At 39.9% G+C, this 26150-nt stretch carries 28 protein-coding genes and 1 pseudogene; 7 read left to right on the top strand and 22 right to left on the bottom strand.

Going from position 1 to position 26150, the window contains the following annotated elements; all coding sequences use genetic code 11:
- Positions 1–2: 2 nt before the first annotated feature.
- The 5 genes from LS684_RS02100 to LS684_RS02080 all read right to left on the bottom strand — a co-directional run bounded on the left by LS684_RS02100 (position 3) and on the right by LS684_RS02080 (position 5505).
- Entirely contained in the window at positions 3–929 is a 927-nt protein-coding gene (locus LS684_RS02100) for a type II secretion system F family protein (protein ID WP_233809483.1), read from the bottom strand.
- Entirely contained in the window at positions 926–2278 is a 1353-nt protein-coding gene (locus LS684_RS02095; RefSeq protein ID WP_233809481.1) for a TadA family conjugal transfer-associated ATPase, read from the bottom strand. Before LS684_RS02095 ends, LS684_RS02100 begins: the two co-directional genes overlap by 4 nt.
- An 11-nt stretch (positions 2279–2289) precedes the next feature.
- Positions 2290–3441, bottom strand: coding sequence for a CpaE/TadZ family protein (locus LS684_RS02090; protein WP_233809479.1), 1152 nt, complete (start codon positions 3439–3441; stop codon positions 2290–2292).
- Between the two features lie 94 nt (positions 3442–3535).
- The gene (locus tag LS684_RS02085) at positions 3536–4258 is read right to left on the bottom strand and encodes an SAF domain-containing protein (RefSeq protein WP_233809477.1); all 723 of its coding nucleotides are present in this window, start codon (positions 4256–4258) and stop codon (positions 3536–3538) included.
- A gap of 518 nt (positions 4259–4776) precedes the next feature.
- Complete coding sequence (locus LS684_RS02080; RefSeq protein WP_233809475.1) at positions 4777–5505, bottom strand: SDR family oxidoreductase; 729 nt, start codon at positions 5503–5505, stop codon at positions 4777–4779.
- A gap of 418 nt (positions 5506–5923) precedes the next feature.
- Here LS684_RS02080 and trhA point away from each other — a divergent pair, with 418 nt between their 5' ends.
- Positions 5924–6559: a PAQR family membrane homeostasis protein TrhA gene (trhA, locus tag LS684_RS02075; protein ID WP_233809473.1), complete on the top strand. Its 636-nt coding sequence runs from the start codon at positions 5924–5926 to the stop codon at positions 6557–6559.
- Positions 6560–6626: 67 nt separating this feature from the next.
- On the opposite strand, the gene LS684_RS02070 is transcribed toward trhA, so the two are convergent.
- From LS684_RS02070 to LS684_RS02030, 9 genes are all read right to left on the bottom strand, one after another.
- On the bottom strand, positions 6627–7067 hold the full coding sequence (locus LS684_RS02070) for an OsmC family protein (RefSeq protein WP_233809471.1): 441 nt from the start codon (positions 7065–7067) through the stop codon (positions 6627–6629).
- 33 nt (positions 7068–7100) lie between these two features.
- Entirely contained in the window at positions 7101–8075 is a 975-nt protein-coding gene (locus tag LS684_RS02065) for an arsenic resistance protein (protein ID WP_233809469.1), read from the bottom strand.
- Positions 8076–8242: 167 nt separating this feature from the next.
- A complete protein-coding gene (locus LS684_RS02060) occupies positions 8243–9037 on the bottom strand; it encodes an ABC transporter permease subunit (protein ID WP_233809467.1) in 795 nt (264 codons plus the stop codon).
- 35 nt (positions 9038–9072) lie between these two features.
- The gene (locus tag LS684_RS02055; RefSeq protein ID WP_233809465.1) at positions 9073–9870 is read right to left on the bottom strand and encodes an ABC transporter permease subunit; all 798 of its coding nucleotides are present in this window, start codon (positions 9868–9870) and stop codon (positions 9073–9075) included.
- Positions 9871–9875: 5 nt separating this feature from the next.
- Positions 9876–10760 (bottom strand): ABC transporter ATP-binding protein, encoded by an 885-nt coding sequence (locus LS684_RS02050; protein WP_233809463.1) that lies wholly within the window; start codon positions 10758–10760, stop codon positions 9876–9878.
- Positions 10761–11001: 241 nt separating this feature from the next.
- Entirely contained in the window at positions 11002–11625 is a 624-nt protein-coding gene (locus tag LS684_RS02045; RefSeq protein ID WP_233809461.1) for a TetR/AcrR family transcriptional regulator, read from the bottom strand.
- A 195-nt stretch (positions 11626–11820) separates the two neighbouring features.
- Positions 11821–12240 carry an arsenate reductase (thioredoxin) gene (gene arsC, locus LS684_RS02040; RefSeq protein WP_233809459.1) on the bottom strand — a complete coding sequence of 140 codons (420 nt, stop codon included), beginning with the start codon at positions 12238–12240 and terminating at the stop codon, positions 11821–11823.
- Between the two features lie 124 nt (positions 12241–12364).
- The gene (locus LS684_RS02035; protein WP_233809457.1) at positions 12365–13660 is read right to left on the bottom strand and encodes an arsenic transporter; all 1296 of its coding nucleotides are present in this window, start codon (positions 13658–13660) and stop codon (positions 12365–12367) included.
- Positions 13661–13672: 12 nt separating this feature from the next.
- Positions 13673–14017: an ArsR/SmtB family transcription factor gene (locus tag LS684_RS02030; protein WP_233809455.1), complete on the bottom strand. Its 345-nt coding sequence runs from the start codon at positions 14015–14017 to the stop codon at positions 13673–13675.
- Between the two features lie 144 nt (positions 14018–14161).
- Between LS684_RS02030 and LS684_RS02025 the strand changes: the two are divergent.
- From LS684_RS02025 to LS684_RS02010, 4 genes and pseudogenes are all read left to right on the top strand, one after another.
- Positions 14162–14674, top strand: a pseudogene (locus tag LS684_RS02025) (arsinothricin resistance N-acetyltransferase ArsN1 family A).
- 25 nt (positions 14675–14699) lie between these two features.
- A complete protein-coding gene (locus LS684_RS02020) occupies positions 14700–15146 on the top strand; it encodes a MarR family transcriptional regulator (RefSeq protein WP_233809453.1) in 447 nt (148 codons plus the stop codon).
- Between the two features lie 71 nt (positions 15147–15217).
- Positions 15218–16084 carry a permease gene (locus LS684_RS02015; protein WP_233809451.1) on the top strand — a complete coding sequence of 289 codons (867 nt, stop codon included), beginning with the start codon at positions 15218–15220 and terminating at the stop codon, positions 16082–16084.
- 12 nt (positions 16085–16096) lie between these two features.
- Positions 16097–16237 carry a hypothetical protein gene (locus tag LS684_RS02010; RefSeq protein WP_233809449.1) on the top strand — a complete coding sequence of 47 codons (141 nt, stop codon included), beginning with the start codon at positions 16097–16099 and terminating at the stop codon, positions 16235–16237.
- Between the two features lie 49 nt (positions 16238–16286).
- Here LS684_RS02010 and LS684_RS02005 read toward each other — a convergent pair whose 3' ends face one another.
- The 6 genes from LS684_RS02005 to LS684_RS01980 form a co-directional block, all read right to left on the bottom strand.
- Positions 16287–16685: a hypothetical protein gene (locus tag LS684_RS02005; protein ID WP_233809447.1), complete on the bottom strand. Its 399-nt coding sequence runs from the start codon at positions 16683–16685 to the stop codon at positions 16287–16289.
- 2 nt (positions 16686–16687) lie between these two features.
- A complete protein-coding gene (locus tag LS684_RS02000; RefSeq protein WP_233809445.1) occupies positions 16688–16900 on the bottom strand; it encodes a helix-turn-helix transcriptional regulator in 213 nt (70 codons plus the stop codon).
- A gap of 403 nt (positions 16901–17303) precedes the next feature.
- Positions 17304–18458, bottom strand: coding sequence for an acyl-CoA dehydrogenase family protein (locus LS684_RS01995; protein WP_233809443.1), 1155 nt, complete (start codon positions 18456–18458; stop codon positions 17304–17306).
- 24 nt (positions 18459–18482) lie between these two features.
- On the bottom strand, positions 18483–19637 hold the full coding sequence (locus LS684_RS01990; protein WP_233809441.1) for a thiolase family protein: 1155 nt from the start codon (positions 19635–19637) through the stop codon (positions 18483–18485).
- Positions 19638–19675: 38 nt separating this feature from the next.
- Entirely contained in the window at positions 19676–20443 is a 768-nt protein-coding gene (locus LS684_RS01985; RefSeq protein ID WP_233809439.1) for a 3-hydroxyacyl-CoA dehydrogenase, read from the bottom strand.
- Entirely contained in the window at positions 20440–21600 is a 1161-nt protein-coding gene (locus LS684_RS01980; RefSeq protein ID WP_233809437.1) for a CaiB/BaiF CoA transferase family protein, read from the bottom strand. The genes LS684_RS01985 and LS684_RS01980 overlap by 4 nt, the downstream gene beginning before the upstream one ends.
- Before the next feature lie 189 nt (positions 21601–21789).
- On the opposite strand from LS684_RS01980, the gene LS684_RS01975 reads away from it, so the two are divergent.
- A complete protein-coding gene (locus tag LS684_RS01975; protein WP_233809435.1) occupies positions 21790–22383 on the top strand; it encodes a TetR/AcrR family transcriptional regulator in 594 nt (197 codons plus the stop codon).
- 544 nt (positions 22384–22927) lie between these two features.
- Positions 22928–24133, top strand: coding sequence for an IS256 family transposase (locus tag LS684_RS01970; RefSeq protein ID WP_233806036.1), 1206 nt, complete (start codon positions 22928–22930; stop codon positions 24131–24133).
- A gap of 629 nt (positions 24134–24762) precedes the next feature.
- Here LS684_RS01970 and LS684_RS01965 read toward each other — a convergent pair.
- Positions 24763–25197: a GNAT family N-acetyltransferase gene (locus LS684_RS01965; protein ID WP_233809433.1), complete on the bottom strand. Its 435-nt coding sequence runs from the start codon at positions 25195–25197 to the stop codon at positions 24763–24765.
- Positions 25198–25330: 133 nt separating this feature from the next.
- Positions 25331–26134 carry a DUF8832 domain-containing protein gene (locus tag LS684_RS01960; protein WP_233809431.1) on the bottom strand — a complete coding sequence of 268 codons (804 nt, stop codon included), beginning with the start codon at positions 26132–26134 and terminating at the stop codon, positions 25331–25333.
- Positions 26135–26150 lie beyond the last annotated feature (16 nt).

The raw sequence follows: 26150 nt of genomic DNA, 5'->3' as shown, positions 1-26150 counted from the left end.
GTTCACACCCTAATATTAGTTACCTTTCTAACGAGAATGAACGTTAGAATAGTCCCGCCTACAAAGATTGCTCCTAATATTAGGCCAACCCCACTTGTTAGCGAATCCATAAACCCATCAATTACATTGTTCATCATCGCTACAAGGAAAATGGGAATGACGGGAACAATATAAGATACGTACCTTTGCTCCGCGGTCATCGTCTTAACCTCTTGAATTAGAATTTTTCGTTCCTCTAGCGTTTGATTCATTTCATCTAAAACAGCATATAGATTTCCACCCGCTTTCTTCTGAATGAGCAAGGTGGCGACAAACAGCTGAAATTCACGGCTATTAATCCTTTTTTCTAGAGATTTTAAAGCTGAGGAAAAGTCCATTCCTAAAGCAATTTCTTGCGCCAGACGCTGAAACTCACCCTTTGCTGGCTCGCTCACCTCTTGCGCAACTAAATTAAGCCCTTGAGTTAATGTCATTCCTGACCTAGTTGCATTGGCTAACGTGCGACAGATCTCTGGAAGCTGCTCGACAATTTTCTGCTTCATGTAATTTTTTCGAACAATAAAAAGAATGAACTTGCCAATTTCGATTGTAACAACCGCAAATAGAAGGCTTGCCAATAACTTCATATTGAACAATCGTTGAAAAAGCATGATGATACCCATATACACAACAACTTGCGCACCGATGTACTCTGATGGGGTAAATGGAATATTGGCAGCTCTCAGCTTTTCATAAATAGGAATGGCCATTTCTGTTCGGTCAAAGCGGTCGCCAATCAACACCATGACACTTTTTCGCTTCTTCCCATCTTGATAAAATTGATGAACATTCTTTCGCCATTCTCGCTTTTCCATCCGGTAATCTAAAAAGAAATAAACCGATAAAATAAGCATAAATGCTGCAAGAGTAGATACAAGAAATGGCGTCATGGCCTCACCTCCTCATAGACTGGGGAAAATGCTGATTCTGGGATGTCAACCCCAAATACCTTCAGCCTCTCTAGACACGTTGGAACATGCCCTGTCGGCGTAAAGTACCCTTCAATTGTTCCATCCTGTTTTATTCCCGTTCTTTTATAATGGAAAATTTCTATCACCTCATGTGAACCATCTGGATGTTTGACCACCTCTGAAATGGAAATCATTTTTCTCGTCCCATCCGTTAGTCGTGTTGCTTGGATAATAATGTCTAGCGCACCAACGATATACTCCCTCACGATATGACTTGGGAGCTCCATTCCGGCCATAACAACCATCGCTTCCACACGCCTTAAAGCATCATCAGGCGAGTTAGCATGAACAGTAGTTAGAGATCCTTCATGCCCTGTATTCATTGCTTGAAGCATATCAAATGCTTCACCGCTACGAACCTCCCCAACAATTATGCGGTCAGGTCTCATCCGAAGAGCATTTTTCACTAGTTGACGAATCGTTACTTCTCCATTCCCCTCTACATTGGCAGGCCTTGCCTCTAGCCCAGCAACATTCGGTCGGTTTAATCGGAGCTCAGCTGAATCTTCAATTGTGACTACTCGCTCACCAAAGGGAATGGAAGCTGCTAAAACATTTAGAATCGTTGTTTTCCCGCTACCTGTTCCTCCTGAAATAAGGGTGTTCATCTTCGCCTTAACCAAACCATCTAGGAACTCCGCCATCGCTGAGTTCAAAGCATTAAAATTTAGTAAGTCCTCCATTTTAAAAGGCTCTTTTCTAAATTTACGAATCGAAACCAGCGTTCCCGATAAGCTTATTGGAGGAATGACTGCATTCACACGACTTCCGTCGGGTAATCGAGCATCCACCATTGGGGAGCTTTCGTCAATCCTTCTCCCAATCGGGGCTACGATTCGGTCTACGATATGACGAACATGATCATCGTCACGAAACTTTACTTCAGTCAGTTGAAGCTTTCCTAGCCGTTCCACATAGACCTCTTCATACCCATTGATGAGAATTTCAGTTATGGAAGAGTCATTGATTAACGGCTCTAGAGGCCCGTAGCCAACCGATTCATCTAGTATTCTTGTAATTAAAATTTCCTTATCATGACGGGAGATAATCACTTTTTCCTCAGCCATGAACTGACTGACAAACTGCTCAATACTTAATCTCATCTCGCCTTGTGATAGCTTTGTCAGTGCTTCTAGATTCGTATCTCGAAGCAGCCTTGTTTTATAGTGTTCAACTAATTCATCCACTAGATGATTTTCATATTGATAGGATTGTAGTTTGGATGATTGAATATTTTTTTCTTTTCGCCTTTCAAATAAGGATGCCATTCGTTATCCCCCTATCCCAATACAGAAAGCCCCCATTTTCTTACATCCTTTGCAAATGGGATTAACCTTCTTTCCTTCGCTGTTTTTCTAACTGGTTCTCCTTTATTTAAGAATGGCTGAAGACCTTTATGATCCATTCGTACGGTTGCAGCAATAGGAAATCTTAGTACATTTTTCAAATCCTTCCCCTGCACCTCATTATCCTTTCCGATCTTATTGAGGATAATGGAAGTTCTAGAAGGCAATTCAATCCCAAGCCTTACCGACAGCTCCTCAAACTGCTTAAGCACCTTAAGTGCTGGAGTATCAGGTGTAAGAACATAGAAGATTTGATCGGACTCTTCAATCGCCGTTACAACCTGACTGTTAATAAATGAAGGCAGGTCAACAATGACAAAGTCAAAGCTTCTCCGGCACGTCCTTAGCAGCTTTGCTACAAATTCTTCGGTAATAGATTCTGCTGCTTCTGCATCGCAAGGACTGATCAGCACATCCAGCTTTGAACCGTCTAGCTTCTGCGATACATTTCGAATATGACTTTCATTGAGCTCATTGATAACAGGCGTTAAGTCGGCTATCGATCGGTTAGATTCAATCGATAATAGCGTTTCAATTCCCCCAAACTGCAGGTTCAAATCGATTAATATCACTTCTGCAGTTGTTTCGAGCTTAATCGTTTGTGCAAGTGTGGCTGCAAGGTTTGATTTTCCACTTCCACCTGCCCCGCTAAAAATTGAATAAATTTGTCCTCTGCCTTTTGTAAAGACTGAAAACGTCTCTTCCTTCTTTTTTTTGCTCACTTCGTAATTTTGGAAAATGGTAGGTACCCTGCTCATAAACAAGCTGAGCTCATCTGGATACACAAAAAACTCAGATGCCCCCGCTTTTGTAATATTTCGCAACTGGGTAAAATCAGAGCCCTTCGCAATATAAATCACAAGTGTACTAGGACTAACCGATTTGATGTATTGAATACTTTCGACCGCAATATCATTCTCTGGCTGAACAAAAATGACAATATCTCGATCATCTCTGTTGACTTCACGGACGACTTCCCGCGAATCAATATGCTGAACGGTATAGCTCCCTGTTAAGGCATTTAGAATTTGGTTATGAATAATCTCATCGTCACTTACTAATAACACTTTCAGATTCGACTCCATCTCGATTCCCTCTTTTTCTTAAATTCTAGGAAAAGCTCTGAACGCCTAGTTTGCGCCATATAACGTGGAGCCTTCCAGTTAGTCATTTCCATCCTTACTGACCAGAAGCCTCCGAGCTTGACTCTGCTGTTTGATCGGTTGTTGCTTCGCTCGCTTGTTCCTCCTGCTGCTCTTCTTGTTCAGATAAGTCCACCGTGTCCCCTTTTCCTACATTCGCCTTTAAGACTCTCACTTTATCCGCATAATTTTGCATATGTATTAATTTCGGGGCATCTTCCATACTCACTTCAAGGGCAACTCCTGCGAATTCAGACCCTTCTCCTTGAGCAAACGCAACTGGAACATCTCTCATAAAGATTTCCGTCTTTTCTTCTCCGTTTGTATTGGTGGAAACAATAATATCAACGCGATCTAATGTTTCAATGACTTGATCGAATTGCACTTTTTCAGATGGGTACATGGCTATTAGTCTATTATTCTCATTTCTTAGCTCCGTATAAGGCTTAAGCATATTTCGCGTAATCAATTCTCCCTCGGTCAGTGGGACGACAGACACTTTGTTTACAAGCTTATCTTTATCCTCTTCTGTAAGATGGGCTGAATTAACAAATTTATTTGGGATTTCCACTGTTGTAATCTGATTCTCCTGGATCAGTGTTCTAACGGGAATATCTCCATTCGCTACATAAACTTTTGTCATTCCCCCAAGTTCTGCATTTAGATCACGAACCTTGTTAAACACTAAATATCCCGCAGTTAACGCTAAAATAAAGGCAAGTAATAAAAAGATGGCTGCTCTTCTCTTCGACTCTAACATCCTGCTTCTTCTCTCCTACAGTTGAGTATTTTTATTCACTTTGTTATACCCAAAAAAAATTTCCCAAAGCACCTTTTTAGAAATTTTTTCAAATAAAATTGTTAATTATTTACTATCACGTGTTCACAAATTCGTCAAACTTTCAGATAGGTTTGTCGATATTTGTCTGTGATTTTCTCCCTATAAACATCTCAATTTCAAGATTTTTTATGGTTCACAATACCTATAAACAGGCAGGATAAGAGAAATGTATGCATAAAAATTTTTAAATTTTTTATTGATTATTTTTACAAATGTTAAGATTTATAGGCTATAGGTATTATTTTTTATTTCGAAGGCAGAAGTATTGAGCTCTTATGAGATGATCGAGAAATTATTTCCCAAATAAAAAAAATCGATTCCACCCTCAAAAAGAGTTAAAATCGATTTTTATTTTTTTCTATTATTGTTTTTTGTTGCTTGCCTCTATCTTATTATCAGCTAAATCATTTTTTAACCTAACTCACATACCTACTCCTTTATTCTTCGTAAACCATTTTTTTCGTCATGCCCCCGTCCACTATTACATTTTCACCGGTGATGAAATCATTTTCAGGATGGGACAAAAACAAGCATGCTCTTCCAATATCAGCTGGCTTCCCTACTCGCCTTGCAGGATGCTGATTGTGATCGTTAGTAGAAAGACTGTCGTAATTTTCATTTTGGATCCAACCAGGACTAATGCTATTCACACGAATTCCGAATTCTCCTAGGGAAATTGCTAGCGCATGGGTAAGTGCCACAATGCCACCTTTCGTTGCTGCATAGGCTTCCGAATTCGGCTCAGACATAAATGCTCTCGTTGAAGCAATATTGATAATCGCTCCGCCTTGTTCTTTCATGTAGACCGCTGCTTCCTTTGAGCATAAGAACACACTGCGAAGATTGGTATCGATGATATCATCCCATTCTTCCACTGACAGCTCAAATAAGGGTTTAAACCTTGAAACACCAGCATTATTGATGAGTATATCTATTCTTCCATATGTATGTTGTACGGTTTTCATGAGATGGTGAATTTCCTGTGGGTTTTTTAAATCGATTTTTAGAAATTGTACGCCAAGTTCTTTCGCTCCTTCATTTCCTGCCTGCTCATCTACATCGACGATAATTACTTTCGCATTTTTCTCTGCGTAGGCTAAAGCAATACCCTTTCCTATTCCTTTTGCACCACCTGTAATCACAACCACTTTTCCGCCATAGTTCATCAACAGCACCTCCTATTTTGATTGTCTATTCTATCATGTTTCAAGTTGATTTACTCTTCGTTGGACTTGCTGCCTGAGTTTATGAGCGAACGCTCCATTTTTGAGCGTTCGCTCATAGACGCGAGGATTTCGCTCACTTTTTTCGAATATCGCTCCTCTTCCACAGAATATCGCTCCAGTTTAGCAAGTTTTCGCTCCAACTCCCCTAAATATCGCTCATTACAGGTGATTCTAGCAGCTTGCTTCTTTAGAATATCGCTTGTTATTTATGTTTTTTTGAAAAGTGCTGTTAGACTGGGAGATTTTCTCGCAAACACTAACCGTTTTTTCTTCTTACCTTCCATACTTCTCACTCATCTAATCCATTCAATATCTGTTATGATAAAGAAAACTAGGGGAAGGAATGAAATGAACAGGAATGGCCAATACACATACATTTTCTAAAGGAGAGGAAATTGCAAATGCAGTTATACACGGGATTGGTTTCCTTTTAAGTATTGCTGCACTTGTGATCCTAATCGTGTTTGCTGCGATTCATGGGACTGCCTGGCACGTCGTCAGTTTTACCTTATTTGGATCCACAATGGTCCTACTCTATACATCTTCAACCCTTTTACATAGCTTTCCACCAGGTAAAGTGAAAGATGTGTTTGAAGTATTCGATCATTCTTCTATCTACTTTTTTATAGCAGGAACATACACGCCCTTTTTGTTTATTGCAGTTAAAGGTACACTTGGCTGGACTCTATTCGGTATCGTGTGGGGACTCGCAATAGCCGGTACGGTATTCAAGTCTTTTTTCGTCAAAAAGTTCTTACACACCTCTACTGCCCTTTACGTCCTATTAGGATGGCTGATTGTTTTTGCATGGGAGCCATTAGTAAAGAATGTGTCTACACAAGGAATGACTTTTCTTGTAATTGGTGGGGTGTTATATTCGGTCGGGGCCATCTTCTACATTTGGCGAGGCTTCAATTATCACCATGCCCTTTGGCACGTCTTTGTTCTAGCCGGTAGCATCATGCACTTCTTTGCTGTATTAGCATTGCTATAAAAAAATAGCGGACAGAAGTTTCTTCTCCTAGTCCGCTATTTTTCATCTATCATTAGTAAATTCTCGATTAAGCACGAGTCCACGTATCGTTCATTTCAACGTTTGCAGCTTTTAACATGGTATAAACAGGGCAGCGTGATTCTACCTTTTGTTGAAGCTCTTTGATTCTGTCATCAGTTTCCTCTGTTTTTACCTTTGCTTCTACAGTTACACGTTCAAAATATGGACGAACAGTTGCATCTCCCATAAAGCCTTTAGGGTCAAATGTTCCATTGATTTCAAATGTAATATCCTCTAAATGGAAATTCATTTCTCTTGCAATGAAGCGCGCTGTTACATTTTCACAGCCTGCCAATGCACCTAGTACGCTCTGAAGCGGGTTAGGTCCTAGATCCTGTCCTCCCATTTGCTTGCCTTCGTCAATAAAAAACTCATGTTTTCCTGTATTAGCTCTAACTGTAATTCCCTCTGTAGTTGCGTTTACTTTTAATGTCATTTTGTTTGCCATTTGTTGCTCTCTCCTTTGTTGTTCACATATAGTTTATGTGGTTTGTATTTTATTTGCTGGCTTGAACCAATATTTATTTGCCAATTTGCCATAGTAAGCAATGGTTTGTTGTTGAACGATAAATGCAATTGTCACGATAAGTGCAGCTTCCGCTCCAAAGGATGTCGCGGCTAAGCCTATAGCAATCGATAAATTTCGAAGGACCGTTCCGTTCACAAGGGCAATGCCGTCTTCTCTACTGAGGAACTTCTTAGCAAAGAACGTACTGATCACGTAATTCATTGCGTAAAAGGCAATTAAGACCATCAAAGCTAAAGCAATAAGCTCAAGATTCGACAAAATCATTGATGCCTTCATGCTAATGCTGACAAATACTACATATAGCATGGCCCAAATGCTTAACGGGGCAAAATTGGGTTTGATTTTCTTTTGAAACTGCTCCATCGAATATTTTTTCATCAGAAGCCTAAATGTAATTTGCCCTAAAATAAGGGGAACAAATACCACTAGCCCTATGGTTTGGAACGTTTCTAAAATATTTATATCTACATACTCCCCAACCATTAGAAGCAAATACCACGGAGTTAATAATGATCCCAAAATTAACCCAAAAACCGTTAGCTTCACAGCAGCATTTACATTTCCTTTTTGAATAGCTGTCCATGAAATCGTCATTCCACTCGTTGGAAGCAATGCCGATAAAGCAAGACCCGCAAACATAATCGGGTGGTTACTTAATAGTGTTTTCCCTAACAGAAAAGCGACTGCAGGTACGATTAGAAAGTTAATAAAGATGGAATATCCTAACACTTTCGACCCTTTGACAGATGTTAACTCTTTTAGCTTCAATCCGACCATCGTTGCATAAATCATGATTATTGTCGCAATAAGGATGGTAGATTTTAAAAAGCTTGTATCTATAATGGCTCCTATGATGAAGCCGAGTAATAGAGTCAACGGAACACTTAGCAATAAATAACGCTGTGGGAATGTGTATAGCTTTTTCACCTGACCCCTCCAACCTTTCGACTATACTATTTGCATTAGCATGCCTTTTCTTTATACCCCCTTAGGTATATTAGTAGTATAAAAGAATGGTCAGCTTTTGTCAAAAGTTTTTTTCTCGATGAAAAAAGCAGATGCCAATGAGCACCTGCTTCAAGTAGATATTGTGGTTAGACACGCAAATCTCTTTTGAGATAACCTACAAATGTGGCAGCGATGAATCCGGTTATCCATACGAAAGATAGTACGATAGAAGTAACCGTAATCTCACCGCTGATAAGCTGCTTTGCTTCAAAGTATTTAAACGGAGTTAGGTATTTCAAGTCTTCAAGCTTTTCGTTCATATCAATTGCAATCGACAAGATAAATGTGAACATCAGAATGCCTGTAGAAAGAGATGTAGCCATTTTCGGATTATTCATCAGCCCTGCGATGGCGGCACCTAGTCCTAAGAAAATCAACTGGACAAATAATAATCCTACCATCATAAGTGAAAGCTCTGTTACAATTGCTCCACCTTCAGAGAAGCTAGCGACCATCCCATATGAAACCGCGTATGTGACAGCATTGAAAAGCAAAACATTCACTAGCACAGCAAGTAGCTTTGCGGCAAGGGCCTTTGTACGAGTAAGAGGCTTAACGAAAAGAAACTCTGCCGTTTTATCTCTTTTCTCTTTAGCGATTACACCTGATCCAAGCATGGCAGCATGAATACTCCCCATAACCAACAAATACAAATAAAGGACACCAAAATACTCAAGGGGTATCGATAAGTCGAGTGATCCGGACCCCATTATCGCTTGAAGTGACTTTGGCATACTTTCAATTAAGTCATTCATTGTTTGACCCTCACCAGACATGCCGCCATATTTCCCCATTCCTGATGCCACTAGAAAAATGACACCAATCGACCAGATGATGATCGATTTGATATGCGCTTTTAGCTCCCTTTTAAACACATTCATTCTCAGTTCCCTCCTTTAACTAAAAACTCCCTCCATCACACAGATGGAACATCTTTTTTCACATATAGAATATAACTCCCTACTAGTGTGATCCCAATCAGAATAAGTGATGTTAACAGAAACGAAAGCTCATATCCACTGTTTTCTGCGATATAAACAGGATCAAAATAGTTAAAAGGCGACACAAATCGCATTGCCTCATCTCCCGTCATTGAACCAATCATCGCAATCATAAAGAAAGCAAATACTGTTCCTAGGGACACGCTAATTACCGATTTTATCTTCGGAAACACTACAGAGATGAATATTCCTAGTGCTAAGAAAATCAGCTGAATAAAAAATAAAGTCAATGAAATAAGAATCAAATTCTTCACACTATAATCATCGGTTTTGACAGCCGAAGCCATCACTAAGGTTGTTAGGATAAACAACAGATTGGTGATGACAATCGATGTGAAGGCAGCGAGCACTTTCGATGTAACCACTTGCGTTCGTGTGACAGGCTTTGTTAATAAGAAGTCCGCCGTTTTTTCTCTTGTTTCCTTTGAGAGGATCCCTACACCAAGATTCATTGCTTGAATAGCGCCTGCAAGCTTGATATATAGGAATGTATAAGAGAAAAAGCCAATCAAAGTTGCGATGCTGTCAATCGATAGACCAATCGCTTTTCGAAGCTCTACAGGAAAGCTTTCAAGGGCTGATTTAAAATCTTCTGCATCCTTTGCAAATGAAGGAAAAATCGATAAGAATAAGACTACAAGCGCCATCATCGAAACCGTCCAAATCATTGTCGATTTACGATTTGCTCTTAGCTCATGAAGATACATATTCATCTTGCTTATTCCTCCTTTTCATAGAAATGCATAAAGATTTCTTCTAATGTTGGCTCCTCAACCCATAGATCAACTACATCTAATCCCGATATTTTTTTCAGTAATTTATTTAAGTCCCCTTTATACATAAATGTAACAGTGTGTTCTTTAACTTCTACTTGATTCATTCCCTCGAGATCAAAATATGGAGTTGCAGCTACTTCCTTCGTTTCTAGCTTTACTTTCTTGTAATTATTTTTCTTTAACGTACTGATTTTCTCGACCTGTACAATTTTACCTTCTTTGATAATCGCTACACGATTACAAAGCCTTTGAACCTCACTTAAGATGTGTGAAGAAAACAGAATCGTAGCGCCGCGCTTGTTTTCTTTTTCCAGGAGTTCAAAGAATTTATGCTGCATGAGTGGATCTAGTCCGCTTGTTGGTTCATCAAGAATGATCAGCTTTGGCTCATGAAGCAACCCTTGCACAATCCCTACCTTCTTCTTGTTTCCAAGTGATAGATCGTCGATTTTCTTATTCAAATCCAGCTCGAGCACTTCTGCCAGTTCATGAATCCGCTTCGTACAATCCTTTTTATAAAAGCTGGCAGAGTATTTAAGTAAATCGATTACTTTCATATTGTCATAATAGAAAACCTCTGAAGGTAAATAACCGATTTCCTTTTTAATTTCAGCAGCCTCCGTCATGCAATCCTTACCGAAGATGGTTGCACTTCCGCTAGTTGGATAGATTAATGCGAGTAGTGTCCGAATAGTTGTAGATTTCCCAGCACCATTTGGACCAATAAAGCCGAAAATCTCTCCCTCTTCCACTTGGAAGCTGACATCGACGATTCCTCTAGCTTTACCGTAACTCTTTGTTAAGTTTTGAATATCAATCACATTCATCTAAAACCCTCCCCTAGTTTCTACCTCTTTTATTTTTGTCATTGAAACATGGACTGTTTTCTGCTCCAGGATACTCTAGCCGCGACGTGCAGGGTGAATCCTCCTCGGCTTGCCCTGTGGGGAATCACCTTCCCACTGCTTCCGAAGGGCTTCTCGCATCCCTCTGCTCCAAACTGCTAGCCTTTGTATGAAGAAGAAAATCTTCCCTGGTATAAAATAACAATTTTTTAGAAAATAGCCATTATTTATAGAATGTTTCTTTCAGAATGTTAATGTACACATCTGCCTCATCAAAATCCGCTGAAAAATCGTATTGTAATCCGCCTGAATACTTCACCTTTTGCATAACTTGATTACTAAACCCTTCAAGAGTCCACAAAATCGTATGAATTGCCCTTTGAATATCTACTCCATCCTTAAACTTAGACGTATCCATTTGATCGAAAATCTTTGCTGCGTTTTCTTGGAGAAACTGTGCTTTGTTATGGTCCAGATCATTTTTAACATCTGGTGAGCCTTCTAAGTAGGCTGCCATCAGAAAGTTAAATATTTCTGGGTACCGGTTCAGCATCTGACTTTTAAGAATCATAATTTTCTTTAATCGTTCAAAGATGTCACGCTCAGATAAATCGAGTTCTTGATAAAAATCGTTAATCAGTTTTTCAGTTGAATGATCGTACAAAAACAAGAATAAGTCCTTTTTATTTTTAAAATAATGAAAGAGTAAACCTTTAGAGATCTTCGCCTCCTTTACAATTCCATTTGTGGATGCATTGTCATAGCCCTTTTGTGTAAACTCCTTCATAGCTGCATTGAGGATGCGGTCCTGCTTTTCAGCTTCAAGGTTCAAAAATTTCGATATCATCTACTTTCCTACCTTCTTTAAAGTGCATTGACCACATCGGTCAACTTTAGTTTACACCTCATTGACCGATGTGGTCAATGTTTTTCCTGTGAATTTTTTCGACAATTGTAGCATGCATAAAAGTGATGAGAGAAATGCAAAAAACCTGACAGAGCAAAGACTGTCAGGTTTGTATTAATGTATTAAATGCGTAGGTTATTCTCCTGTTTTGGCAAAGCGCTCGATGCGCTCGCCAATTTCGTCACGTACACGTTGGAAGAAAGCCCATTTTTCTTCGTCTGTTCCTTCTGCTTTTGCAGGATCATCAAATCCCCAGTGTACACGTTTGATATGCGGTGGTGTCACAGGGCAGTTATCTGCCGCATGGCCGCAAAGTGTAACAATTAGATCTGCATTATTTAGAATTTCTGGATCAATGACATCCGATGTTTGGTTGGAAATATCCATTCCTGCCTCTTTCATTGCTTTCACTGCATTCGGATTTAGTCCGTGTGCTTCTAAGCCAGCGCTTTTCACTTCCCACTCATCACCTAAGTGCTTTTTAGCCCATCCTTCTGCCATTTGGCTTCTGCAAGAATTTCCTGTACATAAGAAGTAGATTATTTTTTTCGTCATATTGTTATAGCTCCTTTTATTGTGAATGTTATAGTAAAAATTATAATTTCCTTGAGAAATTTATGATTTAAGCCAAAGGAATTTATGCTCCCCCATGGAAAGAATCCTATTCAGAGTCAAGCTTTTAAAAAACCAATAACCATAAATATAATCCAACAAGTGTAATAAAGAGGGTTGGAACAGTGAGGATAATCCCTACTTTAAAATAATTTCCCCAGCTAATTTTTACCCCTTTTGTTGACAGAACATGTAACCATAATAAAGTTGCTAATGAGCCGATAGGTGTAATCTTCGGTCCTAAGTCAGAGCCGATTATATTTGCATAGATGAGTCCCTCTCGGATGATTCCGCTTGTATCCGTTTCAGCAATTGCCAGAGCATCAATCATCACTGTCGGCATATTATTCATAACCGAGGATAGAATAGCTGCGATGAATCCCATCGCGACTGTCCCAACAAATAACCCTTGGTCAGCCGCTGCTTGAATGATATTCGCTAAAATATCTGTTAAGCCAACATTACGCAACCCGTAGACAACGACATACATTCCGATGGAGAAAAACACAATCGCCCATGGCGCACCCTTTAACACCGTTTTTGTTTGAACCACAGGGCTTCTTTGCGCCATTATGAGATAAATGATCGCTACAATTCCAGCGATAAATGATACCGGTATCCCAGCAAACTCACTAATAAAATACCCAAGTAGTAAGATCCCAAGTACGAACCAAGAGAGCTTGAACATTTTAGGATCTTTTATTGCTTCACTTGGTTGTTTTAATTGATTAAGATCATACGATTTTGGAATATTTTTTCGAAAATATAAATATAGAACTAGAATGCTCGCTGCTAGCGAGAAGAAATTCGGAACAATCATCTTCGTTGCATATTCAACAAATCCAATGTCAAAATAATCTGCTGATACGATATTCACTAAGTTACTGACAACAAGTGGAAGTGAGGTTGTATCGGCAATAAACCCACTCGCCATAATAAATGGCAGGATCATTTTATCTTCGAACTTTAGATTACGCACCATTGCTAAAACGATCGGCGTTAGAATTAATGCAGCTCCGTCATTAGCAAAGAATGCCGCAACAATGGCACCTAAAATCGTTACATAAATAAACATTTTCAAACCATTGCCTTTCGCAATCCGTGCCATATGCAGTGCGGACCATTCAAAGAAACCAATTTCATCCAGGATGAGAGAAATAATAATAATCGCAATAAAAGCTAACGTAGCATTCCACACAATGCCTGTTACCGTAACTACATCTCCAAAATCCACCACTTGGGCTAGTAATGCTAATATTGCACCACCACATGCGGACCACCCAATCGACAGTCCCTTTGGCTGCCAAATAACAAACACGAGCGTAAGTAAGAAAATACTCACTGCTAAAATAACTGAAATCAAAGTAATCCCCCACTATTCACAACTTATTCTTAACCCCTTTGAGGTTAGATCATCAAGCTTTTCCTTCTGGCTTGGCAGGTGTTGTAAAAGATCTGCGATGAGGGGATAATATTCACTGCTATCGTTTAAAGAATAAATGATCCATTGACTTCTCCTCTTCTCCTTTACAAGCCCGCTCTCCCTCAACTTCTTTAAATGCTGGCTAATCGCTGGTTGGCTCATTTGAAAAATTTCTACAAATTCACAAACACAACACTCATCTTCATAAAGGAGACTGACCATCGTTAATCTTGTTTTATCTCCAAGTAATTTAAGAATCTGAGCACCTTGATCCAAATCCAAAACCGTCTTTTCCATCACACACCCCCATATAAAAAATCACTTATATAATAACTAACTTATATAATAAAACTCTTATCTATGTTTTTCAAGTAAAACATTTAATAAAAATCGCCCTGTTTTTCCTTTCATCGTAATATGGAAGAAAAAGAGGAATATACAATGAAATGCAGGTTAGCAATTGAATTAGATATACCCCAAATCTTACATATTTATAATCAAGGAATTCAGGATCGGATTGCCACTTTAGAAATGGAAGAAAAGGATATTTCCTATATGAGTAATTGGTTAAACAATCGGTCGAATAGATATCAGGTAATTGTCATTGATGAAAACGACCAGGTAATGGGATGAGGCTCGATAAGACCATACAACTCAAGATGTGCCTATACTGGAGTTGGAGAAATTTCTATTTACATCGGTCGAACTCACCAAGGAAAAGGCCTAGGTCAGCTCCTTATCAAAGAGCTTGAGGATCATGGAAAAAGAAACTCCTTTCATCAATTCGTTTTGTTTACTTTTCCATTTAATGAAGTAGGGCAAGGCTTATACAAAAAAATGGGTTATCAAGGAGGTGGAACCATTAAAGAGCAAGGAATTTTTGATGAAAAATATGTAGATGTGATGGCGATGGAAAAATTCTATAAAAACATTTGCAAAATACAAATAATGTGATATAACTAAGTCAGAGGTGAAAAATATGGAAGATACTCGAGAATTATTCCAAACCATGACGAGGCGTTTTGGATTTTTGAGCAAAAACTGCTGCTCCGTAGGTGGAATTGACCTTTCTCTAGTTCAAAGTCACATCCTATATGAAATTGATCAACACGAATCTCCTTCTGTACAAACCATTGCATCTGCTTTAGGGATGGATATTACGACATTTAGTAGACAAACGCAAACACTCGTAAAATTGGGGCTAATTAAAAAAACACCCATGCCTGAAGATCGACGCATCTATATTCTATCTCTAACAACCGAAGGAAAATTTGTTGCAACAACCATCGATGTACAAATGAAGGAATATTTAGAAGAAGTATTCTCCCATATGAGTGAATTTGAAAAAAACTCTGTCCTCCAATCGATAAAAATGTTAAATGAAGCAATGGCGAAATCGACCGTTTGCTGTAAACCTTTTCTATGAGCAAGAGAAGTCTTGCTCTTTCTATAGAACTAATACTTGCATAATGCAAATAAATTATTGAGGTGAATGCTATGTGGTTTGATATTGGAAAAAGCTTTTTGTCTATCGCATTAGAACTGACTGTCTTATTTGTAGGGATCTCATTTGTGATCAACCTTATTCAAGGCATCGTCCCTTACGAGAAATTAGAAAGACTTATGGAGAAGAGTCATCCATTAGTCAGTGCAGGCGTTGCCGTACTGTTTGCCTTTATTACTCCATTTTGTTCCTGCTCCACCATTCCAGTTGTCGTAAACTTGCTAAACCAAAAGGTACGCTTCGGAATCGTGATGATTTTTTTATTTGCTTCGCCTGTTTTAGATCCAACGATTTTAACACTTATGGCTGCTGTGTTAGGCATCAAGGTGGCAATTGCTTATACAGTGATTACTTCTATTCTCTCAGTCCTCATCGGATTTCTATTAGAAAAGCTTAAGTTTGAAACACAGGTCAAGAAGGTCATTATGAAGGGCTATCAGCCTACTACCAAACGCTTTGACTTAAAAGCAGCTCTTACTGAAACACTGGATTTAATGAAAACGGTCTATCCATATTTACTCATCGGTGCTGGGATTGGAGCAGTCATTCATGGAGCCGTTCCTACTGAATGGATTACAACCTATATGGGAGGTGATAAATGGTGGCTTGTCCCGGTTGCAGCAATTATCGGTATTCCGCTTTACATCCGCTTATCAACCATGATCCCTATCAGCCAAATCATGATCGCAAAAGGAATGGCATTAGGACCTGTTATGGCCCTAATGATAAGCTCTGCTGGCGCAAGTCTCCCTGAAGTCACGCTATTAAATAGCATTTTTAAAAAGAAGCTCGTATTCGCTTTCGTTGGCTCCGTATTCACGATGTCAACCATCTCTGGGTTCTTATTCTATATCCTTTAGGAGGTCATACACATGACATTATTAAAAAACTTATTTGGCAAAAAAGACAAAGAATGCTGCGAAATTAAAATTGAAGAAGTAACCGAAGAAAAAGACGATTGCTGCGGTGGGAACGAGAAAGAGGATTGCTGTGAGGAACAACAGAAAAAATAGGAATATTGGAGAAGGCTCCCTTGATTTGGATGGGGAGCCTTCTTGCTTGTTATAAACGCTTCACTACAAGCACACCCAAGCCGATGAGCATATAAATCACCATTAAGTATATAATTAACATGCCAGTTTCAATATATTTGACTCCATTTAAAAATAAAATGAGTAATCCTGCACCAGAACCAAAAAGAACGAGATACAGCACTGCCATAAAATATTTTTTATATAACATCATACTGCGTTCATCCACGTCAGGAATAGTTCCTCCTCGCTTCTTTCGCAACAGCATAGGAATGAACCCTAAGAGTACCCCTCCTATTATGGCTGGAATCCATTCGCTATGGAAAACTCCTGTATTCTTATAAATTAGATAAACTCCTAGAAGCCCTCCGAATATGATACTTCCAAACAACACGATAAACATGACTATTTGTAATTTATTCTTGTTCATGATTACTTCCCCTCTGATTCATCTAAGTAAAATAGCTTTTCAATCGGCACATCAAAATACTTGATTAACTTTAATGCTAACTCCAGGCTCGGATTGTACTTATTCTTCTCAATCGCATTTACGGTCTGCCGAGTAATCTGCAAATCCTGCGCCATCTGAACCTGCGTGATCCCTTTCTCCTGCCTAATTTCCTTTATATGATTAATTACCTTCATAAATTGATAGCCTCCAACACAAGGTAAAGATATCTTTACATATATAGTACACCGTTATGGGAAAGAATGTAAAGATATCTTTACACTTTGGTGAATGATGCTAAGTACAAACCATTGTTACCTAAGGAATTCGATTAGCACTATTTGTGAAGTAGGATAGACTTTGCATACCTACTTCTGACCGATTATGGCATCTCTTCGGGTTGGAAGCTCTGGGTTTCTCATTTTGCTGTCCGAACTTGACCTTACTTCGGACTCGAAACTCTTGATTTCTCCCTTTCCTGTCCGAACTTGACCTCTCACCTTCCCATTTAGCAACTTTCCCACAAAAAAACACCCCACAAGTTACTGCAGGGTGCTTTTGATTCTTATATTTTCTCCATCCAAGGAGAGTTAATTTTTTCTATAACCCTATGTTCTTAGCGATAATCGTTTTCATGATTTCATTGGTTCCAGCGTAGATGGAGGTGACTGGAATATCTCGGTATCTTCTAGCAATCTCGTATTCTTCCATATATCCATATCCACCATGAAGCTGCATGCATTCGGCTGCGACTTTTTTCGCCATGTCGGTTACCCACCATTTGGCCATTGATACTTCATTCACAATGCTTTTACCAGCCATGTGATGGATGATTAATTGATCAACAAAGGTACGGCCAATTTGAATTTCGGTTGCCATTTCCGCAATCTTAAATTGGGTATTCTGAAATTTACTTATCGGTTTCCCAAAGGCTTCACGCTGTTTTACATATTCAATAGTCAGTTCAAGCATCCGTTCTGCAGATGCCATCGCACTAATCGCTACAGTGATCCGTTCCTGTTGTAGCTTATCCATCAAATAATAGAAGCCTTTGCCTTCCTCCCCTAATAAATTCCCTGCTGGCACTCTGCAGTCCTCAAAGATTAATTCGGCTGTATCAGCTGCATGCTGCCCTACTTTCCTGAGTTTCTTCCCTTTTCGAAATCCAGGTACATCTAGATCAACCGCATCAACGACGAGAAGACTTATCCCACTATGTGCTGGCGATGCTTTTGGGTCTGTTTTACAAACGACGATGACGAAATTCGTCGTGTATCCATTAGTGATAAACGTTTTTTCCCCATTGATGATATAGTCATCTCCGTCTCGTACAGCAGTCGTTTTAATAGAAGCGAGATCCGATCCTGTCCCTGGTTCCGTCATTGCAATAGAAGAGATTAGTTCTCCTGTTGTACTTCTTGGTAGCCATTTCTGCTTCTGCTGCTCTGATCCATAGGATGCAATATATGGCATGACAATATCATTGTGTAGCCCCGGCCCATTCAAGCCAGCCCCTACTTTCTCTAGCTCCTCTGCAAATACGACAGCATAACCAAAGTCAGTATTCATTCCGCCATATTGTTCGTCTAACCAAGGGCAGAGGAATCCGAGGTCTCCAAGCTTTTTCCAAAATGACTGAGGGATTTGCCGCTCTTCTTCCCACTTTTCATAGTTTGGGATGACATCTTTTTCTAAGTATTTACGTAAGGACTTACGAAAAATTTCGTGCTCGTCAGTTAAAAATGGTCGATCCATTCATCACACCTCCGGATGAAATTTCTATTCAATAATTCTTTCAATAATTGTCGCATTTGCCATCCCGCCGCCTTCACAGATGGCTTGAAGGCCATAACGACCGCCTGTTCTTTCTAATTCATGGATCATCGTCGTCATGAGCTTTGCTCCAGTCGCTCCTAGAGGATGACCTAGAGCAATCGCTCCTCCATTTGGGTTTAGTTTCAGCGGATCTGCATTTGTTTCTTGCAGCCAATATAAAGGAACGGGCGCAAATGCTTCATTCACCTCATACATATCCATATCCTCAATTGTTAATCCTGCTTTTAAAAGCACTTGTTTTGTTGCTTCGACAGGGCCAGTCAGCATGAATGTAGGGTCAGATCCAACAACTGAACGGGCGATGATTCGAAACCTCGGCTTTAGTCCTAACTCTTCTGCCTTTTCTTTAGACATCAACAGCATAGCCGCAGCACCATCGCTCATTTGACTTGAGTTTCCAGCATGAATGACTCCATCGTCTTTAAAAGCTGGACGTAGCTTCCCAAGCTTATCAATAGAAGTATCTTCTCTTGGCCCTTCATCCTGTTTGAAGGCGGTAAGAGAGCCATCCTCTAGCTGAACTTCTATTGGAAAAACTTCTCGCTCAAATCGCCCTTCTTTTATTGCGTGAATCGCTCTCCTATGACTTTCAAGTGAATATTCATCAAGAGTCAGACGAGTGAATCCCCATTTTTCTGCCATTCGTTCAGCAGATAGTCCTTGGTGGATCATCTCATGCTTCGAAGTTAATTCTTCGCTCCAATCACTTTTTTGCCTAGACGACCCTAAAGGTACTCTTGTCATGCTTTCAACCCCGCCTGCTATGACAATATCCATATCACCACTTAAAATGGCCTGGGATGCAAAATGGATGGCTTGTTGTCCCGAACCACACTGACGATCAATTGTCGTTCCGGGGACATGTATCGGGAACCCTGCCATTAAAGCCGCTGATCGAGCAATGTTCACCCCTTGTTCTTCTACTTGAGATACACAACCGAGGATCACGTCTTGCACTGCACCTGCTGATACTCCAGATCGATTAATTAATTCTTTTAATACTTTCGCTGCTAAATCATCAGGGCGTACCTGACTTAGAGCACCTTTTCGCTTCCCTACTGGCGTTCGAACCGCTTCTACTATTACTACCTCACGCATTGAACATTCCTCCATATCTATATTTTTCTCGTATTCTATTATTTTGGAGACATACGAATAGCCCCATCTAGGCGAATCGTTTCCCCATTAAGCATGACATTTTCTATAATCGACTGGGCGAGTAGAGCAAACTCAGACGGGCGACCTAATCGGGCCGGGAAAGGGACTTGTGCTCCTAATGCTGTTCTTACTCCTTCTGGTAAGCTTCCGAGTAGAGGGGTTTCAAATAGACCTGGTGCAATAGTGACCACACGGATTCCGCTTTTCGAGAGGTCACGTGCAATCGGAAGAGTCATGCCAACAATTCCGCCCTTCGAAGCACTGTATGCTGCTTGACCAATTTGACCTTCATATGCGGCAACAGAGGCCGTATTAATGATGACGCCACGCTCTCCATCACCGTTAGCAGGGAAGCTTGTTATTCTTTCAGCAGCTAGACGAATGACATTGAACGTCCCAATTAAATTAACCTCAATGACTTTTTTAAAAGAATCATATTGGTGGGCTGTGCCACGGCTAACGGTCTTTTCACTCACACCAATCCCAGCACAGTTAATTACCGTGTTAAAGTGACCGAAGCTTTCAATGGTTTGATCCAGTGCCTTTTGAACATCTTCTTCACTCGTCACATTTGTATTGATAAAAATAACATGCTCTCCTAGTTCTTCAACTAAGCGCTTTCCCTTCTCTTCTGCTCGATCCAAAATGGCTACTTTTCCTCCACTTTGTACGATATGTCTAACCGTTCCTTCTCCAAGACCTGAAGCTCCTCCCGTGATCACAGCAACGGAATCTTGAATTCTCATCTTGAATATCCCCCTTTTACGTATCCTAATTCTTTGAGAATTTCCTTATTATGCTCACCAAGTTGCGGTGGGTGACGCCTAATGTTTGTTTTTTCCCCGAGAACCTTAATTGGATTATTGATATGTTGAATGACTCCCACATAAGGGTCATCCACTTTCTCAATCATTTTTCTATGCACCACTTGCTCGTTATCTATCATTTCTTGAGGAGTCAGGACTGGTGAGACACAGGCATCAATCCCTTCAAATAGAAAAAGCCATTCTTTCAGTGTTTTCTCTCCTATTTTTTCCTCAATTTCTTCCTTCATTTGCCGCTGAAGTTCGACCGGAGCGTCTAGCTGTCTAATGAAGGATTCCTTTCCAATGACTTCACAAAAATTTTTCCAAAACTTGAATTCCAGTGCACCTACGGAAAGGTACCGCTCATCCTTCGTTCGGTACACTTCATACGCAGCTTTGCCGCCGTTTAGCATAAGCTCCCCTCGGTTCGGAACATTTTCTGTCTTTGCCAAGAGGTCAGGGAGAATCGTCTGCATCCAAGAAATAACACCATCTAGCATAGAGATATCGATAAATTTTCCTTTTCCGGTTTTTTGCACGTCCATAATTGAAACTAATATTCCAATTGCCGCCATTAGAGCTCCCCCACCAAGGTCCCCAATTTGAACCGACGGAATCATCGGCTTTCCATTTGGTGACCCTTGCAGGTGCAATATTCCAGAATAACTAAGAAAATTCAAATCGTGCCCAGGTTCCTGTGCTAATGGGCCTGTTTGACCATAACCAGTAATTGCGCAGTAAATTAGTTTAGGCTGATGCATTTTCAACTCTTCATACCCGAGCCCAAGCCGATCCATTACCCCTGGCCGAAAAGATTCCAGCAACACATCTGCTGTTTTTACGAGCTCAAGAAAAATGGCTTGATCCTCTTGTTCCTTTAAATTAAGGGTCATGCTCCGTTTGTTTCGGTTTAAAGAAAGAAAAAGTGCACTTTGATTTCCCACTTTCGGCTCTCCCCATCTGGCATAATCCCCCACCTCAGGAGCTTCAACCTTAATGACATCTGCACCAAAATCAGCAAGCAACAACGAACAATAGGGTCCTGGTAATAATCTCGTTAGATCAAGAACACGAATTCCCTCGAGAGGCAAGGACACTTCGCAAAACTCCCTTCAAATTTTTAACAATCATCTGATGTAATAATAACAATTTTCAGTTTTTTATACAATACATTTATTTTTTAAACATTAGGTCAAAATATTACATGTTGATTTATTGGAATTTTCAACCTACCATTATTACAACTACTACTTTCGGAAAAATGAATGGATAAAGGAGCGAAAATCATGTCCTTACGAGAGAAGAAAGCAGCAAAGAAGAAAGAAGAAATTTTAAGATCTGCGGCATCAGTATTAGCTGAAAAAGGCTTTCAAGGGACGACAATGGAAGATGTTGCCGCCAATCTGCTTATGACAAAAGGCTCGATGTACTACTATTTTAAAAATAAAGAGGATCTTCTCTATCAATGTCACCAGATGATTATGCAAATGAGTATGGAAAAAATTGAGGAGGTCATTAACAGTGACCTCCCTCCTACTCAAAAGCTGAAAAAAGCCGTCAAATCCCATGTTATTCTCACCACAAGTGAAAAATCGATGTTTATGATGATGGATAAACCAAATCAGAATTTCTCAGGAGAATACCTTGAAGATGTCTTACTTCAAAGGAAAGGATATGAGCAACATTTCGATGCGCTCATTTTGGAAGGCATTGAAAAAGGGGACTTTGATCCAAGTATCGATGTCCGCACTATTCGGCTGATCATTCTCGGGTCTCTCAACTGGATCCTTCAATGGTACAAAGAGGATGGTTCACAAACGGGGGATGAAATCGCAGAGGCTTTTGCTAATCACTTAATACGGCTGGTTGAAAAAAGATAGCATCAAAAAATGGGGGGCATAGCTTACTTTTTATTTGGTTGGAGGAGCGATGATTCGAAAATATAATTGGAGGGAATTTTTGTTGAATGCGATCGAAATCCCCTACAGTTGGAGCGATTTCTTGTCGAATGTGAGCGATTTTCTATCAAATGCGAGCGAAATTCTAGAAAAGTGAGCGATTTCCCGCTTGAGACGAGCGAACGCTCATAAATGGAGCGTTCGCTCACATGTTGGCTTAGGGCAAACCCGTCCTCCTTCTACCTCGCTACCTCTTTTTCTATTAAATTTGGCTTTTTTCTAAATAAAGTACCTGCTTTCGGAAAAAACCGTACCTCCTGAAGTAGATCCACCGCACGATCATCCCAGAATGAGCGAAATCCTCTACAGTTGGAGCGATTTCTTGTCGAATGTGAGCGATTTTCTATCAAATGCGAGCGAAATTCTAGAAAAGTGAGCGATTTCCCGCTTGAGGCGAGCGAACGCTCGAGAGCGTATAAAATTTTGTGTAAATGGATATACTTTCCATTAAAGGAGATGGTCGTTTATGCAAAGTTTTCGAGATCTAACTGTAAGAGAATTAGCTAGTCAATGCCAAACTGTTGATGATATTCATATGATGATGAAAGAATTGTTTAGAGAAACACTTCAACAGGTATTTGAGGCTGAAATTGAGGAACATCTAGGTTATTCCAAGCATGATTCTTCTGGGAATAATACAGGAAATAGTCGTAATGGATATAGTAAAAAGTCGATTAAAACAAAGCTTGGAGAGACTCCTCTTAGTATACCTAGGGATCGAAAAGGTGAATATGAGCCACAGATTATCAAGAAGTATGAAACTTCTATCAATGGACTTGAAGATCAAATTATTGCTCTCTATTCTAAGGGAATGTCTACTCGAGATATCGAGCAACACATGAAAGATATCTACGGAGTCAATGTTTCACCAAGTTTGGTCAGTAAAGTCACAGATAAGATTTTACCCCTGGTCTATGAGTGGCAGTCTCGTCTACTAGAACCTGTTTATCCTATCGTGTTTTTAGACGCTATTCATTTTAAGGTAAAGCATGAAAATCGAATTGTTAGTAAAGCCGCATACACGGTATTAGGGATTAATACCGATGGTATTAAGGATATACTTGGAATCTGGATTGGTGAGGATGAGAGCGCTAGCTTCTGGCTGAATGTCTGCCAGGATCTTAAAAGCAGAGGAGTTGAAGACATTCTTATTGTTTGTAAGGACGGGCTTTCAGGCTTTTCTGAGGCGATTAGCGCTACGTTCCCAAAGACAGATATACAGTCATGTATTATTCATCAATTACGAAACAATGTAAAAGGTGTCCCTATGAAATACCGCAAAGAACTTATGGCTGATTTAAAGTTAGTTTATAAAGCGGTTACTTTAGAAAAAGCTGAAAGTGCTTTTCAAGATTTCAAAGAACAGTGGGGACAGAAGTATCCTGCAATTATTAAATCATGGGAAACAAATTGGTTGGAGTTAACTACTTATTTCTCCTATCCAGTAGAGATAAGAAAACTGATTTATACAACGAATACTATTGAAGCTTTCCATAGGCAGTTAAGAAAAGTTACGAAAACCAAAACAGCTTATCCAACAGATAATTCTTTACGTAAGATTGTTTTTCTGGCCACTATGGGGGTGACAGACCGATGGACTGTACCTGTACCAGGGTGGATGGAATGTAGGCAACAGTTTGAAATCATGTTCGCTGGTCGGCTTGGGAAATAAGTTCTGTCCTAGCATTCCTACGTATTAGGGCAATGCCTTAAGGGTTTATCGCTTTAGGTTCTCCCAAAAGGGAAAAAGAGAGGAAAATCCTCTCTTCCTTTTGTACAGAACCCCACTTGGTGCTCGGGTTGCTCCCCAGCATTGCCCTATCCCCCTAGTAGGTAAGATTATTGTTGACTATCAAGCACATGTTCAATCATTTACACAAAATAATTTACACTACCGAACGCTCATAAATGGAGCGTTCGCTCACATGTTGGCTTAGGGCAAACCCGTCCTCCTTCTACCTCGCTACCTCTTTTTCTATTAAATTTGGCTTTTTTCTAAATAAAGTACCTGCTTTCGGAAAAAACCGTACCTCCTGAAGTAAATCCACCGCACGTTCATCCCAGAATGAGCGAAATCCCCTACAGTTGGAGCGATTTCTTGTCGAATGTGAGCGATTTTCTATCAAATGCGAGCGAAATTCTAGAAAAGTGAGCGATTTCCGGCTTGAGGCGAGCGAACGCTCATAAATGGAGCGTTCGCTCACATGTTGGCTTAGGGCAAACCCATCCCCCTTCTACTTCGCTACCTCTTTTTCTATTAAATTTGGCTTTTTTCTAAATAAAGTCCGCTTAAAACAAAGATCACTGCAAGCTAAATAATAAGACCTTTTTATCATAGTTCGCTAAACACCAATTGTGCTTATTCAAAATGGCTTCATGGACGTATTCCTTGTTGCTATCCTTCTCTTTAAAGCCGAATTTCTCGTAAAAGTGTCTTAGCTCTTCAAAGGGTAAACAGTATACTTCCTTGAGCTCACACGTCTTCGCTTTCTTCACTAGATAAGCGACTAATTCTGTTGCTAACGAAAGTCCTCTATATTCTTCTAAAATGTAAATTCCACCTATTTCTGCCTCTTTTTCATTCAGAAACACGATTCTTCCGACACCTGCGTATTTATTTTGATATGTAACGATGGCAATTATTTCGTTTGTTAAATCACTAGATACGAAACCTATTTCTTGATATTGCTCATTTACCCATTGGATATCATCTTCTGTCGCTAGTTTGATCCCCATAGTTTCACCTCAGGCGCGATTTTTTTTTGCTAGTTTAACACAATCACATTTCTAGGCTCTTGATCTATTCCAATCATTACGGAACAACAAAAAAGCATGAGCATCCATTTACGAGCTCATGCTTTCTTCATCATCACTTTACTTCAACGACAAACGGGTAGACACCAACTTTTCCACCCTGTTGAAACTCGCCCCACATTTTATAAATACCAGGCTTCGCAAACTGGGTTTCAAATACGGTTTCATTATTATTGAGTGGATGCACATGTACATACTCAGTCGCCTCCTCATTTAAGATGACGACATGGCCCATTGCACCTAAATACGGTTCTACAGTAGCATCATGTACTGTGAACGTTAGTGTGACCGGTATCCCTGCCTTTAATTCCGTAGTTTCTAATGAAACCTTTTGTCCATCGATCGTCTTGGCCAGCACTTTGTCTATTTCTAGTGAATGATGGGTGTGTTCACTAGACGACACGTCCCCAACTTTAAAGGAAACTGGCCGAACGGTATATGCGAGATTTGCCGGCTTGATATCGACAAATGCTAGATAGTTTCCTTCTTCAAGTGGAGAGACAATCTCAAATACTCCTGGCGCTACTTCATCAGAGTGTAAGTGCTCATACACGGCTAAATGTTCATCTACTACGATAAGATGCAGTTTCTTTTCATGATTAGTTTCTAATTCCGTTACGGGCTGACCCGACAGGTCCTTTAATGTGATGGTAATTTTCTCGTCTGTCTCTTCTACCGTTACCTTCACATCATTATTCGAACCAACTTCCTCACCATGTTCGTGCCCGCTTCCGTGATCCTCATGTTCTGACTCCTTAACACTGGGCTCAGTCTCTGCTTGAAAAAAGCTATCATACATGTAATATCCTAGTATGACAATTGCTAGATAGGCGATGGCTGATAGAATCCACTTGTTCATTCTGATTTCTCCTTCG

Source organism: Cytobacillus spongiae, from assembly GCF_021390075.1.
Note: the sequence above shows the minus strand (reverse complement) of the source record. Positions and strands in the feature narration are given on the sequence as shown.

What these genes read in the sequence shown, in the direction of transcription:
- LS684_RS01975 (WP_233809435.1), top strand. Translation starts at nt 21,790, where the DNA reads ATGTCCTTACGAGAGAAGAAAGCAGCAAAGAAGAAAGAAGAAATTTTA.
- LS684_RS02010 (WP_233809449.1), top strand. Translation starts at nt 16,097, where the DNA reads ATGACATTATTAAAAAACTTATTTGGCAAAAAAGACAAAGAATGCTGC.
- LS684_RS02095 (WP_233809481.1), bottom strand. Translation starts at nt 2,278, where the DNA reads ATGGCATCCTTATTTGAAAGGCGAAAAGAAAAAAATATTCAATCATCC.
- LS684_RS02100 (WP_233809483.1), bottom strand. Translation starts at nt 929, where the DNA reads ATGACGCCATTTCTTGTATCTACTCTTGCAGCATTTATGCTTATTTTA.
- trhA (WP_233809473.1), top strand. Translation starts at nt 5,924, where the DNA reads ATGGCCAATACACATACATTTTCTAAAGGAGAGGAAATTGCAAATGCA.
- LS684_RS02030 (WP_233809455.1), bottom strand. Translation starts at nt 14,017, where the DNA reads ATGGAAAAGACGGTTTTGGATTTGGATCAAGGTGCTCAGATTCTTAAA.
- LS684_RS01965 (WP_233809433.1), bottom strand. Translation starts at nt 25,197, where the DNA reads ATGGGGATCAAACTAGCGACAGAAGATGATATCCAATGGGTAAATGAG.
- LS684_RS02050 (WP_233809463.1), bottom strand. Translation starts at nt 10,760, where the DNA reads ATGAATGTGATTGATATTCAAAACTTAACAAAGAGTTACGGTAAAGCT.
- LS684_RS01990 (WP_233809441.1), bottom strand. Translation starts at nt 19,637, where the DNA reads ATGCGTGAGGTAGTAATAGTAGAAGCGGTTCGAACGCCAGTAGGGAAG.
- LS684_RS02080 (WP_233809475.1), bottom strand. Translation starts at nt 5,505, where the DNA reads ATGAACTATGGCGGAAAAGTGGTTGTGATTACAGGTGGTGCAAAAGGA.
- LS684_RS01970 (WP_233806036.1), top strand. Translation starts at nt 22,928, where the DNA reads ATGCAAAGTTTTCGAGATCTAACTGTAAGAGAATTAGCTAGTCAATGC.
- LS684_RS02060 (WP_233809467.1), bottom strand. Translation starts at nt 9,037, where the DNA reads ATGAATGTGTTTAAAAGGGAGCTAAAAGCGCATATCAAATCGATCATC.
- LS684_RS02005 (WP_233809447.1), bottom strand. Translation starts at nt 16,685, where the DNA reads ATGAACAAGAATAAATTACAAATAGTCATGTTTATCGTGTTGTTTGGA.
- LS684_RS02000 (WP_233809445.1), bottom strand. Translation starts at nt 16,900, where the DNA reads ATGAAGGTAATTAATCATATAAAGGAAATTAGGCAGGAGAAAGGGATC.
- arsC (WP_233809459.1), bottom strand. Translation starts at nt 12,240, where the DNA reads ATGACGAAAAAAATAATCTACTTCTTATGTACAGGAAATTCTTGCAGA.
- LS684_RS02015 (WP_233809451.1), top strand. Translation starts at nt 15,218, where the DNA reads ATGTGGTTTGATATTGGAAAAAGCTTTTTGTCTATCGCATTAGAACTG.
- LS684_RS02070 (WP_233809471.1), bottom strand. Translation starts at nt 7,067, where the DNA reads ATGGCAAACAAAATGACATTAAAAGTAAACGCAACTACAGAGGGAATT.
- LS684_RS02020 (WP_233809453.1), top strand. Translation starts at nt 14,700, where the DNA reads ATGGAAGATACTCGAGAATTATTCCAAACCATGACGAGGCGTTTTGGA.
- LS684_RS02090 (WP_233809479.1), bottom strand. Translation starts at nt 3,441, where the DNA reads ATGGAGTCGAATCTGAAAGTGTTATTAGTAAGTGACGATGAGATTATT.
- LS684_RS01995 (WP_233809443.1), bottom strand. Translation starts at nt 18,458, where the DNA reads ATGGATCGACCATTTTTAACTGACGAGCACGAAATTTTTCGTAAGTCC.
- LS684_RS02045 (WP_233809461.1), bottom strand. Translation starts at nt 11,625, where the DNA reads ATGATATCGAAATTTTTGAACCTTGAAGCTGAAAAGCAGGACCGCATC.
- LS684_RS01960 (WP_233809431.1), bottom strand. Translation starts at nt 26,134, where the DNA reads ATGAACAAGTGGATTCTATCAGCCATCGCCTATCTAGCAATTGTCATA.
- LS684_RS01985 (WP_233809439.1), bottom strand. Translation starts at nt 20,443, where the DNA reads ATGAGAATTCAAGATTCCGTTGCTGTGATCACGGGAGGAGCTTCAGGT.
- LS684_RS02085 (WP_233809477.1), bottom strand. Translation starts at nt 4,258, where the DNA reads ATGTTAGAGTCGAAGAGAAGAGCAGCCATCTTTTTATTACTTGCCTTT.
- LS684_RS02055 (WP_233809465.1), bottom strand. Translation starts at nt 9,870, where the DNA reads ATGAATATGTATCTTCATGAGCTAAGAGCAAATCGTAAATCGACAATG.